The organism is Marinomonas rhizomae (assembly GCF_024397855.1).
GTDB lineage: Bacteria > Pseudomonadota > Gammaproteobacteria > Pseudomonadales > Marinomonadaceae > Marinomonas > Marinomonas rhizomae_A.
In genome coordinates this window covers 4,060,009-4,076,472 of record NZ_CP073343.1, presented here as the reverse complement: position 1 = coordinate 4,076,472, position 16,464 = coordinate 4,060,009, and the positions used below count along the sequence as shown (strand labels likewise).

Annotated in this window: 11 protein-coding genes; 7 read left to right on the top strand and 4 right to left on the bottom strand. The window is 46.1% G+C overall.

Annotation, left to right across the window (positions count from 1 at the left end; genetic code table 11):
- Positions 1–939 (top strand): TAXI family TRAP transporter solute-binding subunit, encoded by a 939-nt coding sequence (locus tag KDW99_RS19095; protein ID WP_255827088.1) that lies wholly within the window; start codon positions 1–3, stop codon positions 937–939.
- 10 nt (positions 940–949) lie between these two features.
- Positions 950–2,902, top strand: coding sequence for a TRAP transporter permease (locus KDW99_RS19090; protein ID WP_255827087.1), 1,953 nt, complete (start codon positions 950–952; stop codon positions 2,900–2,902).
- Between the two features lie 92 nt (positions 2,903–2,994).
- Here KDW99_RS19090 and KDW99_RS19085 read toward each other — a convergent pair whose 3' ends face one another.
- Genes KDW99_RS19085 through KDW99_RS19075 form a run of 3 tightly spaced genes read right to left on the bottom strand, consistent with a single transcriptional unit; the run spans position 2,995 to position 5,596 of the window.
- Positions 2,995–3,132 carry a hypothetical protein gene (locus KDW99_RS19085; RefSeq protein ID WP_255827086.1) on the bottom strand — a complete coding sequence of 46 codons (138 nt, stop codon included), beginning with the start codon at positions 3,130–3,132 and terminating at the stop codon, positions 2,995–2,997.
- Positions 3,132–4,145, bottom strand: a complete 1,014-nt coding sequence (cydB, locus tag KDW99_RS19080) for a cytochrome d ubiquinol oxidase subunit II (protein ID WP_255827085.1) — start codon at positions 4,143–4,145, stop codon at positions 3,132–3,134. Before cydB ends, KDW99_RS19085 begins: the two co-directional genes overlap by 1 nt.
- Positions 4,142–5,596, bottom strand: a complete 1,455-nt coding sequence (locus KDW99_RS19075) for a cytochrome ubiquinol oxidase subunit I (protein ID WP_255827084.1) — start codon at positions 5,594–5,596, stop codon at positions 4,142–4,144. Before KDW99_RS19075 ends, cydB begins: the two co-directional genes overlap by 4 nt.
- 331 nt (positions 5,597–5,927) lie before the next feature.
- Between KDW99_RS19075 and KDW99_RS19070 the strand changes: the two genes are divergently transcribed.
- From KDW99_RS19070 to KDW99_RS19060, 3 genes are all read left to right on the top strand, one after another.
- The gene (locus KDW99_RS19070) at positions 5,928–7,844 is read left to right on the top strand and encodes a sensor histidine kinase (protein ID WP_255827083.1); all 1,917 of its coding nucleotides are present in this window, start codon (positions 5,928–5,930) and stop codon (positions 7,842–7,844) included.
- Positions 7,831–9,195 carry a sigma-54-dependent transcriptional regulator gene (locus KDW99_RS19065; protein ID WP_255827082.1) on the top strand — a complete coding sequence of 455 codons (1,365 nt, stop codon included), beginning with the start codon at positions 7,831–7,833 and terminating at the stop codon, positions 9,193–9,195. The genes KDW99_RS19070 and KDW99_RS19065 overlap by 14 nt, the downstream gene beginning before the upstream one ends.
- 158 nt (positions 9,196–9,353) lie before the next feature.
- Positions 9,354–11,282, top strand: a complete 1,929-nt coding sequence (locus KDW99_RS19060; protein WP_255827081.1) for a methyl-accepting chemotaxis protein — start codon at positions 9,354–9,356, stop codon at positions 11,280–11,282.
- A 66-nt stretch (positions 11,283–11,348) separates the two neighbouring features.
- Here KDW99_RS19060 and xseA read toward each other — a convergent pair whose 3' ends face one another.
- Entirely contained in the window at positions 11,349–12,695 is a 1,347-nt protein-coding gene (gene xseA / locus KDW99_RS19055) for an exodeoxyribonuclease VII large subunit (protein ID WP_255827080.1), read from the bottom strand.
- Between the two features lie 93 nt (positions 12,696–12,788).
- Between xseA and guaB the strand changes: the two genes are divergently transcribed.
- The gene (guaB, locus tag KDW99_RS19050; RefSeq protein WP_304941368.1) at positions 12,789–14,255 is read left to right on the top strand and encodes an IMP dehydrogenase; all 1,467 of its coding nucleotides are present in this window, start codon (positions 12,789–12,791) and stop codon (positions 14,253–14,255) included.
- 129 nt (positions 14,256–14,384) lie between these two features.
- Positions 14,385–15,962: a glutamine-hydrolyzing GMP synthase gene (guaA, locus tag KDW99_RS19045; protein ID WP_255827079.1), complete on the top strand. Its 1,578-nt coding sequence runs from the start codon at positions 14,385–14,387 to the stop codon at positions 15,960–15,962.
- The last annotated feature ends 502 nt before the right edge of the window (positions 15,963–16,464 follow it).

The following is a 16,464-nucleotide window of genomic DNA, read 5'->3' as shown; positions in this document are numbered from 1 at the left end:
ATGTTTAAAAAACTGCTTATAGCGAGTGCCTTGTGTGCGACTTTAATTAATAGCCCTGTTCAAGCGGCAGAACGTGTATCCATTGGAACTGGTGGAACGGGCGGCTTGTTTTATGTGATTGGCGCAGGGATTTCTGAAACTCTAAATAAACACATGGACAATACGACGGCACGAGCTGAAGTAACGGGTGCGTCTGTGGAAAACAATCACCGCGTTGCAGCGGGCCAAATGACAATGGGATTATCTTCTTCTTCAACTTTGTTTGAAGCAAAAAATGGCCAAGGCCCATTTAAAGTAAGCGGGCCTTTGGACGTGGCTGGTATTGCTTATTTATATCCAGCAGTGCTGCAGGTCGCAACGATTTCCGGAAAAGGAGTCGACTCCTTTGAAGGCTTGAAAGGCAAACGTGTCAGCATGGGGCCTCCAGGAAGTAATGCCGCGGTTTTAGCAACTCGTTTGTTACAGGAATATGGTGTCTTTGACGATATCACACCACGTTTTCTTTCTTATAACGAAGGGGTAAAAGCCTTGGTAAACGGCCAAGTTGATGCGACAGTGGTTTTGGCAGGTGCTCCGACTTCCTCTTTGATTGATCTCGACTCACAAACCGACATGAAATTGTTGTCGGCTGATATTAATAAACTCGATAGTTTGATCCAAAAATACCCTTTCTACCAAGCTTACTCTCTGCCTGCTGGAACCTACCCAGATCAAACCAAACAGGTTTTGATGATTAATGATCCTGCTATTTTGTTCACAAGCGGTAAAGAAGATCAGAGCAAAATTTACAACATCACCAAAGCGATTTTTTCTCATTTAGATGAGCTAGGTCAAATTCACCCACAGGCAAAAGCAATTTCGTTAGAAACCGCAAAACACACTCCTGTTGCATTGCACCCAGGCGCGAAAAAATATTATGACGAAGTAAGCGCAAACTAGGAGATCCATTATGTTGAACTCAGATTCCAGCAATGGCTTTCAAAGTTTGCTCCTTGAATCAAAATTCGCTGGTGGCAAGGAACGTCTAGCAGTCTCTTTATTGTTTAGTGTGATCGCCGCTGGAATCGCCGGTCTTGTGCTGTATGGTGCGTATTATGGAGGAATTACCGCGTTGCTATTGAGATCGTCGTTTTTCTCTTTAGTTGCGGGGGCTGCCATGCTGTTTTACGCGCTAAGATACAAGAGTGCCATGGGCCGTGGTGTGTTTTATCTATTGGCCCTATTGGCTCTAATTCCGGGGCCTTACTTGTGGCATTACTACATTGATATTGTCATGCGCGGCGCTATGTCGGTTGAGCAAGATAGGTTGATCTTTATTGTTCTGATTGTGGTGGTGTTTGTCTTTGTCCGTATTGCGGTAGGTAGGGCGTTGATTATTTTAATGACCCTCGCTTTTCTTTATGCGTATTTTGGCTATTTGATCCCTGGTAAATATGGTCATGGTGGCTATGATCTAAGCCGTCTGACGTCAACTCTGATGTTATCGACTGAAGGGGTTTATGGTGTGCCAATGGGGGTCGCCGTTGAGTATATTTTCCTATTCGGCTTGTTTGGTGCCATTTTAACTAAAATTGGTACGGGCGAGGTTTTTGTTGATTTGGCCCGTGGTTTGACTGGACGTGTACAAGGTGGCCCTGGCTTATCTGCGGCTTTGTCTAGCGCATTGCTTGGCTCCCTTAATGGCAGCGCTGTGGCCAACGTAGTGACCACAGGTACTTTTACTATTCCGTTGATGAAACGCGTGGGCTACAGCGCAAAACTGGCTGGAGCGATCGAAGCCGCTGCGTCTTCGGCGGGGCAAATTATGCCACCGGTTATGGGGGCTGCTGCTTTCTTGATGGCAGAAATGATTGGGATTCCTTATGCCGAAGTCGCAATGGCCGCCTTGGTTCCCGCACTTTTGTATATTTTGGCGTTGATGATTTCAGTACGCCTAGAAGCTGGACGCCTTAATTTAGAAAGGGATACCGAAGCGGGCTTACAATTGTTATTAAGAACGCTGAGAACAAAGAGCTATCTTTTGCTTCCGCTGGTGGTTTTGATCGGTCTAATGATTTCAGGTAAATCACCAACCCAAGCGGCCGTTATGGGGATCTTGGCTGGTTTGCTCGTTTGTCCTTGGAAAAAAGCCACTCGTATAAATGTGGTCGATTTGATTGCGGCTTGTAAGGAAACCTTGTCTTCGACGCTACCGATTGTAGCGGCTGTTGCAGCCGCTGGCGTGATTATCGGTATTCTGAATTTGACCGGTATGGGCTTGATGTTGTCTGGTTTGATTATTGAACTGGGTGATGGCAATTTATGGGCCGTCTTATTACTCACCGCATTGGCGTCTTTTGTTTTGGGTATGGGATTACCAACATCAGCGGCGTATTTGTTACTCGCGGTATTGGTTGCGCCTGCGATGACACAACTTGGTATGGAAACCCTGTCGGCGCACATGTTCATTTTCTACTTTGGTTTAGTGTCTGCCATTACTCCACCTGTTGCATTAGCAGCTTACGCGGCGGCGACAATTTCTGGTGCCGAACCGAATGAAACGGCCGTTGAATCCATGCGACTAGGTTTTGTTAAGCTTTTGGTTCCGTTCTTATTCGTGACCATGCCGGGGATTTTATTGATTGGGACAACGGCGAGTGTGATCGCAGCGATCTTGTTTGCTACCCTGGCAACAGCATCGATGAGCATCGGCTTTTCTGGCTGGTTACGTGAGAATTTATCTTGGGTAACTCGTTTACTATATGTTGTTGCCGCGGTACTTATTGCTTGGCCTGCGGCTGCTACGGACACTTCCTTGTTCGTGGTCAGTGCGCGAGTATTGGGTGTGGTGGTGTTTGCCGTTTTGCTTGTGAAAGCGAGCATGGGCGCGAAAACTGATACGCTTAAAGCGGCTAAAGTGTAACCATTATTGTCGTAATCTTTTACTGAATAATGCTAAAAAGCCCCACACTTAAAGTTGTAAAGTGTGGGGCTTTTTTATGCGAATAGTATTGCTCAAGGCAACCCTGTCATTAGCAGTTTAATTCCATAAGATGCGGTTAATACTGCAATAAAACCGATGCCGTACAGCAGCAAAAACCATTGCCACGATTTGAGTTTGGCGGCTTTTTCTTTCAGGCTTTTTAGAGACATTAGTAACCCTCCTGATAATCTTCCACCTTGCCTGCAAAAACACGGTAGCCCCATAAAGTATAAGCGCAGATCAATGGCACGAAGATGCAAATACCAGGCAGCAAGAAGAGCAAGCTACTGTCAGGCGATGCGGCTTCCATAAAGGTTAATTGTCTTGGTATTAGATAAGGGAACAAGCCGACCACAAGACCCGCGAAGCCTAATAAAAACAAGGTGGCAGCATACCAAAATGGTCGACTTTCATGGTGAACGGTTCCTGTGGCGTGACTGTTTAGATCTTTCCAAGCCAACAATGCAACCACTAAGGTGATGATAGGCAAGGGCGATAACCACAAGAAATTTAAGCCAGAGAACCAACGTTGACGAATGTCTACTTGGTTAGCCACCGTCCACAGGCTGACGATGACCATGGCTAAAATAGTGATTAGTAAAAGTCTTTTACCTAATTTTGCCGCGTGCTCTTGAATGCGGCCGCGACTTTTCATAAACAGATAGCAAGCGGCTAGCAAGGCATAACCTGCCATTACAGAAAAGCCTGTTAGGATAGAAAAGGGCGTTAGCCAGTGTAGGCTAGACAAGCTATCGACACCGACTGGTACGCCTTGAACAATCGATCCTAGTAACATGCCTTGGCAAAACGCAGCGATAGCCGAACCCGCACTAAAGGCGAAATCCCAATAAGGTCGAGACGTATCGGACTTAAACCGATACTCGAACGCCACACCACGAAAGATCAACGCAAACAGCATCAGCATAATAGGCAGATAAAAAGTCGAAGTAATGCCTGCATAAGCGGTGGGAAACGCCGCAAACAACACCACACCACCAAACACTAACCAAGTTTCGTTGCCATCCCAAACGTGTGAAATAGAACGCATTAAATGATCACGCTCGCCTTCTTGGTTAAACCAAGGGTAGAGAATGCCAATCCCTAGGTCGAAGCCATCGAGTAGCACGTACATAAAGATGGCAAAGCCTAAGACAAGGAAGTAGAAAAAAGCCAAATCCATCATTTATCTCCTTGTGCTTGTGAAGGTTGATCGTTTGCTTGCTGTTCTTTTAATTGCTGTTCTTTCGTTGTTAGCGATTTTACCCAAGCCAATGCATAGCCCGGCGCTTTCATGCCAATCAGTTGTTGTTCTAGCGCTTCCATTGATGGCGGCCCTTTCTTAATCAGCTTGCGCATGAAGTAGAGATAAACACCGATCAGCAGACTGTAAATGATGACAAACATGGTTAAGGTAAAGAGCACTCGTTCCGCTGGAAGTGGCGATACGATCTCGGACGTTCTAACCAGATTATAAACAATCCAAGGCTGGCGACCGATTTCGACCACATACCAACCTGCCAGTACCGCAATGACACCCATAGGGGTAAATAATGTTACGAGAGACAGAAACGCTTTGTTCTCATACAAGCGTCCTTTACGACGCAGTAGGAGGGCTAGCGCAGCAATGCCCATCATGCCAACTCCAATACCAACCATGACACGGAAAGACCAAAACACTAACGGCACATTCGGTCTGTCTTCAGGCGGTACCGCTTTTAGACCTTGCACCGTGCCATCCCAAGAGTGAGTTAGGATCAAGCTGCCTAGGTTTGGAATACCGACTTGATAATCGTTGGATTCGGTCTCCATGTTGGGCATAGCAAATAACAAGAGCGGAACGTTTTCTTCTTCGGCAGGCCAAATGCCTTCCATCGCTGCCAATTTAGTGGGCTGATGCTCTCTTACGTTTAAGCCATGCATATCGCCAATCCATGCTTGCAGCGGTGTTAACACCAAAGCAAACCACATGCACATAGATAAGCCTTTTTTAGCAAAAGGAATGTTTTTCTTTTTCAATAAATAATAGGCGCTGATGCCTGCTACCACGAAGGTTGCTGTAATTAATGACGCCACCACCATGTGAGTGAGGCGATAAGGCATGGATGGATTGAAGATCACCGCCATCCAGCTTTCTACTTCAAACTTGCCATCGATAATCTTGTAGCCCGTTGGTGTTTGCATCCATGAGTTCGCCACTATGATCCAAAACGCTGAAATCCAAGTACCTATCATAACGGTGACAGTGGCGAAGAAATGCAGCTTGCGACCAACGCGTTGCCAACCAAATAGCATGACGCCAAGGAAACCGGCTTCCATGAAGAAAGCGGTGAGCACTTCGTAAGCCATCAGCGGCCCAAGTACCGCGCCAGTAATCTCCGAAAATTTGGAGAAGTTGGTGCCAAATTCATAGGACAAAACGATGCCAGAAACCACCCCCATACCGAAGGTTATCGCAAAAGGTTTGATCCAGAATTTAGCCAATTGGAGGTAATAAGGATTATGTGTTTTTAGCCACATGCCTTCCCAAATGGCGATCAGTGTCGCCAAACCAATGGTGATACTAGGGAAAATAATATGAAAGCTCACCGTAAAGGCGAACTGTATGCGAGATAAAATGGCGACATCGAGGTCCATGGCAACTCCCGTTTAAAATAAGATGGACTTAGGAATTGTTCTTAACGCGTTGAGCACGCATTTGTTGCAACGCTAGAGGCAATAGGGCTAAGCCCACAATGCTAAAAAGCGCGATGATTTCGGTCATTAAAAAGCCAGCATTCATGATGTTTGTCCTGTCATTTGAAAATTGTTTGATTTAGATCAAGCTTGCTTTACCTATAGCAAGGGACAGGCCAACTATTAGTTAAATTTATACTGTTGATTTTAAAGGAAAAATTTTCGTCTTTGCGTGAAGTGTAAAAAAGGTTTACGATTTTCTCACTTTTAGGTGTAAACGAGGTTTACGATTTTGACACTTTCCCTGATGTTTGAAGTGGCCATGTTGGTGACCAGTGTGTGCGGCGTATTGGTCGCGGTCTGGTTATTGTGGCGAGCTAGAAAACAAAGTGATCTACAAGCTCTGGCAGGTTTTGCCATTATGATGGCGATTTGGTGCTTTGGGCATGTGGTCTTGTTCCAAGGCTACGAGCAAATTGGTATTCATATCATTCTGGCCAACCCGTTGATGCCGACCTTCTTCTTACATTTTGCGATTCGTTTTGTGAACTCTGGCTCGGTTAAAGAGCCTATGCTGGAACGCTTATATCAAGTAGTGCCTTGGTTTTATCTGACCAGTTTTGCTGTGGTATTACAAAGCTGGTGGATTGGCGCTGGAGATGCGATCAGTACGCTAGACACGCGTTCCTTTTTTATCTTTACCGAGGCGGGGACATGGAATCTTGCCTATACGGTGTTGATCGGCATCTTGGCTCATGGGGTGTTGTTGTTTGGTTGGTATCGACATTCTGGTAATAAGAAACGCTCCATTCTCGCCATGTTTGGCGTTGGCGCTTGGGGCTTGTTGTTAGCGACCAGTTTTGTGTTTCCTTCCTTTGGCATTAGCTGGTTTCCCTATCCCATGCTCTTACTGCCAACCTATTTGCTATTGTTGGTTTATGCGGTAGTTCGCTATCAAATTTTGTCGGTTAATGCCTTTGCCAATCGGGCCTTGCTTTGGGTTGCCATGATGTTGGTGATTCTCTGTGTGATCGCGGTCATCAGCGTGGTGTCTGGTCGTATTGGTTTGCAGGCGCTGGCCAATGTACCCAGTTGGCAACTCTGGTTGTATTCCTTGCTGATTTTGGTGGTTGCGGCGGTGATTTATCAGCCTCTAAGTCGTCTGGTTTCTCGGCTTATTTACCCCGGTGCTTTATTAAATGAAGCTGTGTTAGATACTTGGTCAACACAATTGAGAGAGGCTCGGGGTTGGGCAGAATTGACGAATGTTGGTGAGCAGTTACTTTCGCGACAAATAAGACAAAATGTAGCGATTCAATTGCAACATGGCGACTATCCGGTAAAAGGGCAGAATAACGCGTTGGCTATACAGGTGTCTCGATCGGAGTCTGATTGGCACTTTGTATTAATTGGTTGGGAAGATGCCAGCCCAGGTATGCGTCTTACGGCGGAAGTGTTTGCGTCTTTATTCACGACCAGCTGCGGTTTGTTGGAAAGGTCGTTGGCCTTGGCGGTGGCGGAACGAAAACGCATGGATGAACAGCATTTGGTTGAGTTAGGCAGCTTGTCAGCAGCAATGGCCCACGAGTTGCGTAATCCGCTCAATATTATTTCCATGGCCGCTTATGACGCGCCTGTGGATACGCGCCAGCATATACAGACTCAGCTTAAGCGAGCCGACCGTTTAGTGAGCGACATGTTGGTGTATTCAGGTGGGTTGTCATTGCAAATTGTTGCCACGCCATTGCGATCATTGGTTGCAAGCGTATTGGCACAAGCTCAGCTTGAAGGCGTGAGTTATGAGCTTGATATAGAGGAAACGCTGGAGCTGGAGGCAGACTCGCAACGGTTGCAGCAGGTGTTCATCAACCTGATTGATAATGCCGTGTCTTTTTTACGCTCCACGCCCGATAGCAAGTTGTTTATTGAAGCCAAAGAAGAGGGCCAACAGCTTGTGATTCGCGTCCACAACAACGGACCAGCAATCGATGTAAGCTTACAAGGTGAAGCCTTGTTTCAACCCTTTGTGACTAAGCGAGCGGGCGGCAGTGGTCTTGGTTTAGCCATTGTGCGCCGTATTGTTGATGCCCATGGTGGCAAGATTTGGCACCGCTCTGATTTGGCTTGGCCGGTGACGTTTGAACTTATTTTACCTCGCCATTTTTCTGGCGCAGCGCTTTCAAATAGAGAATTCCATGACACAAAATAAAATATTACTGGTTGATGACGAACCCGCATTTCGTGAATTGGCGAGCCGTTGGTTAGCCAACCAAGATTACCATGTGAAAACGGCGGCGAGTTTAGCCGAAGCCAAATCGGCTTTAGCGGAATTTGATGCAGACTTGGTGTTATTGGATTTATCAATGCCACCGCATTTTGATCCACAAGTGACCTTGGAGGCTATGGATGAATTCGCTGGCCGCCCAGTGATTATTATCACAGGCCACGCCGATCGAGACTTGGCCTTAAAAGCCATCGAGCTTGGCGCATGGGATTTTATTGCTAAGCCGATTGACCCAGATATGTTAGCGGTTGTAGTGCGCCGAGCCATCACCAAAACCACCTTAGAACGTGAATTAACTCAGTTAAAACAAGTGAGTGGATCCGCTCAAGGTGCGTCTGCGTATATCGGTCATTCGATGAGTTCGCAAAAGGTCAGGGCGCTGGTGGAGCGAATTGCGCCGACGGATGTACGGGTCTTAGTGACTGGGCCATCGGGTACAGGCAAAGAGGTCATTTCTCGTACCTTGCATGACTTGAGTCATCGCGCAGCCAAGCCGTTTGTTTCTGTGCATTGCGGCGCGATTCCGGCGGATTTATTAGAAAGCGAGTTGTTCGGTTACGTGAAAGGCGCCTTTACTGGGGCGGAAAAAGACAAAGTCGGTTTATTGAGTTTGGCCGATAGCGGTACCTTGTTTTTGGATGAAATCGGCGAAATGCCATTAGCCATGCAGGTCAAGTTGCTGCGGGTGTTGCAGGAAGGTACCTTCTTTCCTGTTGGAGGACGAGAGCAGAAGCACATCGACATTCGAGTGATCTCTGCGACCAATGCCGATTTAGTTGAGAAGGTTCGCGAAGGCAGCTTCCGAGAGGATCTGTATTACCGCATTAAAGGCGTCAATATTGAAACCCAAGCGCTGTCGGAGCGACTCGAAGATGTTCCTGTGTTACTACAGTCATTTCTACAGCGCTTGCAAAGTCAGCAAACTAAGCAATTACAGCTCAGTCCTGAAGCTGTGAAATGGTTCAGAGATCAAACATGGCCCGGTAATGTTCGGGAATTGAAGAATGCGCTGGAAAGCGTCGCGTCTATTTGTCCGCAAGGGCAAATTACCATGGAAGACATTCAGCTGCTTTACCCCAGCGGTGAACCAGTTCATCACGCTATGACAAGCGTAACAACAACCGATGCGACGTTAGATGAACAAGTTAGAGACCTTGAAATTCGACTAATTACCCAAGCCTTAGAAAAAAGCCAAGGCAACCGCACTCAAGCCGCCAAGCAACTGGGTATTTCACGACAAGGCTTGATTAAGAAAATCGAGCGCTATGGGTTTTGAAGACTTTCAGAGATGAAATTTTTCTTGATTGGAGTCATTGCTTTCTTTGGTTAATGGCGTTGTTATTTGTTGCAAGAAAATTGTTTGTTTTTGTCATTAACTGAGGTGTAGTATTTGACGATAACTTTACAATAAGAATGAATAATAAGGACGTTATTATGAAGTGGCAAAGTCTATCCATTAGAAGTCGCATGTTTTCTGTGCTTGCTGTGTTGCTTGTTGTTAGTACTGTTGTTTCTGTCAGTACTCAGGCTCTTTCTACACTAGACACAGAACTAGAACAGCTAAAAAAAGAAGTTTTACCAACCCATCTCAGTAATCTAGCCTCGCAAATCAGTACAGAAATTACTCCGTTAATTACAGCCTCCCATTTGATGACAAACGACAACTTCGTTGAAGATTGGGTGAGTAAAGGTGCGCCAGATAACCAGATTGCGTTTATAGCAGCTAAGCTGAAATCCGTGAAAGAGATCGCAGGAAGTGATTCGACCTTTTACGTTTTAAATGGTCCAAATGGTTTGGAATATTTTGGCTATGAGAAAGACTTTTTTAGGACGCCGTTAACGGACTATCCATTCAAAGATTTTTATCCAAATTTTTTGGCGACAGGACAAGATTACGAACTGAATTTAGAATATGAATATAAGATGCTGTTTGTTAACTATCGCAGCGATGATCTTGATCCGAACACCAATAAACCCTATTCCGTTGCAGGGCTTGGAATTAAAGCGGATAAGCTGATTAATATGGTTCAGAAGCTTAAAGTAGGCCAGCAAGGTCGTGCCATGTTAGTAACAAGTGATGGTGTAATTCAAGCAAAAGGCGATTCTCCATTTATGGAAATGGTCAATAAAAGCCATATTTCTAGCTTGCTTAACAATAAAACCGACGTTGTCATTGATGATATAACGATTAATGGACAGGTATATTACCTTGGCTCATTGTGGGTGTCAGTGTTAGATAGATATATCATGCTAGCGGTACCAAAACAGCAAATTATGGCGCCGATTTATACGCAGTTACAGAATGCGTTTCTCTACTCTATCGTTTTTATTCTAATTTCTCTGCTCATTCTTCATTTCGTTATAGGCTCTCTGACTCGTCCCATTGTCGCTATTGGCAAGGATGTTCGTTATGTGTCCGATAGTTTAGATCTCAGTTATCAAATCAAGAGTACCGATAAAGCGGAAATTGGTGACCTGGCAGAGACAATTAATTCACTGCTGCAAACGTTAAAAGGGTCAATGACGACAGTGAATGACGCGGTTAAAACGACAGATGGTGCGATTGAAGGTTTGCATCAACAGGTGGATGAACTTTCCCAAGCCTCTGAGGCTGAGAAGCAATCGGTAGATCAGATCTTTAACTCTACCCAAGACATCACTGAGCAGAGTGCGCAGGTAAAAGATTTAGCCACCAAAGCGGGTGAGTTGTCGGATCAAAGTAATGCGGAGCTTCAGCAAGCGAATAAAGAAGTCCAGAGTAGTTTGCTTTTCCTAGAGGCGCTCGAAGTCGATATGTTACAAAGCAAAACCAGTTTGACCGAGTTGAATGACAACATAGAGAAGATTGTCTCTGTTTTGGACGTGATCAGCTCAATTTCAGAACAGACCAATTTGCTTGCTCTTAATGCGGCCATCGAAGCGGCTCGGGCGGGCGAGCATGGTCGCGGTTTTGCGGTAGTGTCGGATGAAGTTCGCATGCTGTCGCAACGAACCAGCGAATCCACCAATGAAATTCAAAGTATCATTACTCAGCTGAGAAGTGCATCGACTCAAGTGACATCGCAGATGGATGTTGCCTGTGAGAAAAGTATTCAGACCCTAGACAGTCAAAAGCTGGTGTCAGAAAAAGTAAATACGCTTGATGCCTTCTTGCAGCAATTATTCGATATGAATGAGCAGGTCGCCGAACGAGCGGGTATTCAAAACGCTTCAGTGGAAGATATTAACCAACATTTGTCTATGTTGGCGGCACAAAGCGAGCAGACAGCCGAATTATTCAATCAAAGTCGAGCAGCAACCAATGCTATTGGTGAAGAGATGAGACACTTAAAAGATAAAGTCGAGTTGTTCAAAGTGACGTGATGGCATTTAATGGTCTGTACCAAGTCTTATTGATTGAGCTTGGTACAAACTGACTGGAGCATATTGTTAGCTTTGACTTGATGTTACGTCACACGAAATGACTCCATCCTGCACCCTTACCGAAATAGCATCGCCTTTCTTAACGTCTTTAACGGAACGAATAACCTGTTCGTCTTTCGAGGCAATAGCATAGCCTCTGGCTAGGGTGTTTAGCGGGCTGACGAGGTTGAGCTTGTCGATAATACGAGCAAAGGCAGTTTGTTTGTTGGTTAAGGTGTTACTCAGTGCACGAGCAAGTCGAGCGTCGATGTCTTTTAACTTTTGTCTGTCCTGATCGATACGGCGAGTTGGGCTGTTTCTTTCCAGTCGATGAGCTAGGTTGGCAGTATGGTTTTGTTGCTCCAGCACCTTGCGTTGCATGCTTTGTTGCAAGCGATGCTTAAGCTGGTTTAGCTGAGTTTGCTGTTGCTCGATTCGCTCTTTTGGGTGACGAATGCGCTTGGTCATAAAGTCGAGCTGTTGCTGACTTTGTTCGAGAATGCGTGACATGCGTCGAACAAGCTGCTTTTCTTGCTGTTCGATTTGTCTAATTAATTGATTGCGGTCTGGGCTTAAAAGCTCTGCCGCCGCGGTTGGAGTGGCGGCTCGAACATCGGCGACAAAATCCGCAATGGTAAAGTCGGTTTCATGACCAACAGCCGATACAATCGGCGTGTTGGCGGCAAAAATAGCGCGTGCCAAGGGTTCGTCGTTGAAACTCCATAAGTCTTCCAGTGAACCACCACCACGACCGAGAATAATAGCGTCAAAGTGCCCACTGCCATCGGCTCGTTGTAGTTGTCGTAAGATGTTTTTAGAGGCATCTTGGCCTTGCACTAAAGAAGGTAGAATGGTGAGTTCTGTCAATGGAAAGCGTCGACGAAAGGCGATGATCATATCGCGAACCGCAGCGCCGACAGGCGAGGTGATGATAGCAACACGTTCTGGTTTAGTTGGTAATGGTTTTTTGTGCTCTGGTGCGAAAAGGCCTTCGGCTTGTAAGTTGTTTTTTAAGCGTTCAAACGCCTGTTGTAATGCACCTTCACCTGCCGACTCCATGCTTTCTACACTGAGTTGGCAGTCGCCTCTTGGACCATAGAAAGTGACGCGAGCACGCAAGCGAACCATGTCACCATCTTTGGGCTTAAAGCGTACAGCGGCGTTTTTGCCTTTGAACATGGCACAGCGTATTTGTGCACGGTCATCTTTGAGTGAAAAGTACCAATGACCAGAGCCTGGCTTGGCGAGGTTGGATATCTCACCTTCGACTAAAATCCACGGTAAACTGGCTTCAAGTAGTTGTTGTATCTGTCTATTTAGCTGCGATACGGTAAAAGCCGTTTCTTGTGACGCAGAAGTTGTAAAATTTTTCATCAATCTCTCGTGGTTTTGATTTACCGAATGCAACTAAAGGAGTAGAATTACTTGCCATCTTAACACCCTTGTTGGCATTGGAAACTCCCCATTATGTTACGAATCGTGCAAGAAGCTTTAACGTTTGACGACGTACTGCTTATCCCCGGCTATTCCGAAGTTCTTCCTAAGGATGTTAGCCTCAAAACGAAAATCACTAAAGACATCGAGCTAAATATTCCACTGACGTCTTCAGCGATGGATACCGTTACCGAACATCGCATGGCGATTGCTCTGGCTCAAGAAGGTGGCATAGGCATTGTGCACAAAAACTTGACTATCGAAGAGCAAGCTCGCGAAGTTCGCCGAGTGAAAAAATTCGAAAGTGGTATCGTTCGTGACCTTGTAACCATTAATCCTGAAGCCAGCGTTCAAGATCTTATGGATTTGACCGCGGCGAATAGCATCTCAAGTGTGCCTGTTGTTCAAGGTTCCGATTTGGTTGGTATTGTTACCAGTCGTGATGTGCGTTTTGTTAAAGATTTCGACAAAAAAGTCTCTGACATTATGACACCAAAAGATCGTCTTGTTACGGCGCTTGAAGGTGCTTCTTCTGGCTCTATCCGTAAGTTGCTACATGAAAATCGCATTGAGAAAGTGCTGATTGTTAATGAGCAATTTGAGTTGCGTGGCATGGTGACGGTGACTGACTTTAATAAAGCCACGACTTTCCCACATGCTTGTAAAGACGATCAAGGTCGTTTACGTGTTGGTGCCGCTGTTGGTACTGGCGCAGATACCGGCGATCGAGTGAAAGCCTTGTCTGATGCTGGCGTTGATATCATTGTTGTTGATACGGCGCATGGTCATTCTAAAGGTGTTATTGATCGCGTTCGTTGGGTAAAAGAACATTTCCCTCATATTCAAGTTATTGGCGGTAATATCGCGACAGCGGAAGCGGCAATTGCTCTAGCTGATGCGGGCGCAGATGGCGTGAAAGTGGGTATTGGCCCTGGTTCTATCTGTACTACGCGTATCGTTTCTGGTGTGGGTGTTCCTCAAATCAGTGCGGTGGCAAATGTTGCTGAAGTAATGGACCCTCGTGGTATCCCTGTTATCGCTGATGGCGGTGTGCGTTTTTCTGGTGATATCAGTAAAGCGATTGCAGCTGGCGCGAGCGTTATCATGGTTGGCGGTCTGCTTGCTGGTACTGATGAGGCGCCAGGTGAAGTTGTCTTGTTCCAAGGTCGTGCCTATAAAGCCTACCGAGGCATGGGGTCATTGGGTGCAATGTCCCAAGCGCAAGGCTCTAGTGACCGCTACTTCCAAGACTCAAGCAGCGTTGAAAAGTTGGTTCCAGAAGGCATTGAAGGCCGTGTACCTTCTAAAGGTCCAATGGTGGCTGTTGTTCATCAGCTTATGGGTGGGGTTCGCTCTTCCATGGGTTACACTGGCTCCGCTGATATTGAAACCATGCGTACCAAAACGCAGTTTTCTAAAATTACCGGTGCAGGTATGCGTGAAAGCCACGTCCATGATGTGACTATCACTCAAGAGGCACCAAATTATCACGTCGGTTAAGGCGAGATAAATTGAAACCGAGATGGGGCGTTTAAGACGCCCCATCTTTATTTATTGCTCTTACTATTTTATTGATTACTTCTACGATAAGACTGAATTCTTTGAGTAGAGTGAAAGGAATGGCTAATAATGTCGCAAGATATCCACGCTCATAAAATTCTTATTCTTGATTTCGGTTCTCAGTACACTCAGCTGATTGCACGTCGTGTTCGTGAAATCGGTGTTTACTGTGAAGTTCGCGCTTTTGATATGGAAGATCAAGAAGTCATCGACTTTGATCCAAAAGGTATCATCCTTGCTGGTGGCCCTGAATCCGTTCCAGAGCCTGGTTCTCCTCGTGCTCCAGAAGCAGTATTTACATTGGGTGTGCCGGTATTTGGTATTTGTTACGGCATGCAAACCATGGCAGAGCAATTGGGCGGTAAGGTTCAAGGTTCTGAAATTCGTGAGTTTGGTTACGCACAAATACGTAAGCATGACGGTCCAGCATTGTTCGATGAAATCCAAGATCACATTGCCAACAATGGCGTTGCTTTGCTTGATGTTTGGATGAGTCATGGCGATAAAGTTATCGCTATGCCAGAAGACTTCACTTTGATGGCGTCTACGGATAGCTGTCCAATCGCTGCGATGGCGAACGAAGCGAAGAAGTTTTACGGTGTACAGTTCCACCCAGAAGTAACGCATACGTTACAAGGTGGCCGTATTCTGTCTCGTTTCATCGTAGATATTTGTGGTTGCGACACTTTGTGGACACCTGCAAACATTGCACAAGATGCTATCGAGCGCATGCAAGAGCAAGTGGGCGACAGTAAAGTATTGTTGGCCTTGTCTGGTGGTGTGGATTCTTCAGTGGTAGCGGCATTGCTTCATAAAGCGATTGGCGACCAATTGACGTGTGTATTCGTAGATAACGGTTTGCTTCGTTTGAACGAAGGCGATCAAGTAATGAAAATGTTTGCAGACAACATGGGCGTTAAAGTCATCCGTGTTGATGCGGAAGACTTGTTCCTTGGCAAATTAGCAAACGAAGCGGATCCTGAGAAAAAACGTAAGATCATTGGTAATACCTTTATTGAGATCTTCGACGAAGAATCATCTAAATTGGATGGCATCGACTTCCTAGCGCAAGGTACGATTTACCCTGACGTAATCGAATCCGCAGCGGGTAAAACTGGTGGCGCGCACGTGATCAAGTCCCACCACAACGTAGGTGGCTTGCCAGAAGATATGAAAATGGCCTTGGTTGAACCACTTCGTGAGTTGTTCAAAGACGAAGTGCGTAAACTGGGTCTTGAACTAGGCCTGCCATACGACATGGTTTACCGTCATCCTTTCCCAGGACCAGGTCTTGGTGTGCGTATCCTAGGTGAAGTTAAAAAAGAGTACGCCGACATCCTTCGTCGTGCTGATGCTATCTTCATCGAAGAGCTGCGTAACGCGGGCTGGTACGAGAAAACAAGCCAAGCCTTCGCGGTATTTCTTCCAGTTAAATCTGTTGGCGTAGTAGGCGACGGCCGCCGTTACGAATACGTGGTAGCACTTCGTGCAGTTGAAACCATCGACTTCATGACGGCTCGTTGGGCGCATCTGCCATACGATCTATTAGAGAAAGTATCTGGTCGTATCATCAACGAAATCGAACACATCTCCCGCGTGACTTACGACGTATCGTCCAAGCCACCTGCTACTATTGAGTGGGAATAATTCAGTTAGGTACGCCTTCACTGAATAAATAGAAACATTCTAAAGCCCGCTTTCCAGCGGGCTTTTTGTTATCTAATGTAATGGCCAAATCATTTGGTACTGTCTAGCGGCTTCAAATATGCTGTTTTGCTGCGTTACATGTATCGCTAACGTCTTGCCGTTTTTTCGCAAGCTGACTCTCGAAGCCTTGCGCCAGGTCTTCTATCTTTACCTTAGAGAATAGCGCCAGAAAGCTAGCCTCGGCATCGCGTAATGAGGCGTCAAGCTGTGCGTCCATTACTTTCTCGACTAGGCATTCGGATGAGGTTGAATTGGCGCCAAGGTTTAGTGGAGGGAGACGAGCCAACAGTTTCGTAGTGCCACCTCAGTCAAGGGTGAGTGGCTTTCAGGTGCCACCGTGTCCCTTTTCAGCGGTGACGATGCCTCGACCGCATAGCCAACCCATCATACGCAGGCCGCGAGGCTTAGAGTGAGATCCTTCATATTAGCTACGAGCACCCTA

Bases quoted from the DNA above. Each gene is read 5' to 3' on its own strand.
- cydB (WP_255827085.1), bottom strand. From the start codon at position 4,145: ATGATGGATTTGGCTTTTTTCTACTTCCTTGTCTTAGGCTTTGCCATC.
- KDW99_RS19075 (WP_255827084.1), bottom strand. From the start codon at position 5,596: ATGGACCTCGATGTCGCCATTTTATCTCGCATACAGTTCGCCTTTACG.
- KDW99_RS19090 (WP_255827087.1), top strand. From the start codon at position 950: ATGTTGAACTCAGATTCCAGCAATGGCTTTCAAAGTTTGCTCCTTGAA.
- guaB (WP_304941368.1), top strand. From the start codon at position 12,789: ATGTTACGAATCGTGCAAGAAGCTTTAACGTTTGACGACGTACTGCTT.
- KDW99_RS19060 (WP_255827081.1), top strand. From the start codon at position 9,354: ATGAAGTGGCAAAGTCTATCCATTAGAAGTCGCATGTTTTCTGTGCTT.
- guaA (WP_255827079.1), top strand. From the start codon at position 14,385: ATGTCGCAAGATATCCACGCTCATAAAATTCTTATTCTTGATTTCGGT.
- KDW99_RS19065 (WP_255827082.1), top strand. From the start codon at position 7,831: ATGACACAAAATAAAATATTACTGGTTGATGACGAACCCGCATTTCGT.
- KDW99_RS19095 (WP_255827088.1), top strand. From the start codon at position 1: ATGTTTAAAAAACTGCTTATAGCGAGTGCCTTGTGTGCGACTTTAATT.
- KDW99_RS19085 (WP_255827086.1), bottom strand. From the start codon at position 3,132: ATGTCTCTAAAAAGCCTGAAAGAAAAAGCCGCCAAACTCAAATCGTGG.
- xseA (WP_255827080.1), bottom strand. From the start codon at position 12,695: ATGAAAAATTTTACAACTTCTGCGTCACAAGAAACGGCTTTTACCGTA.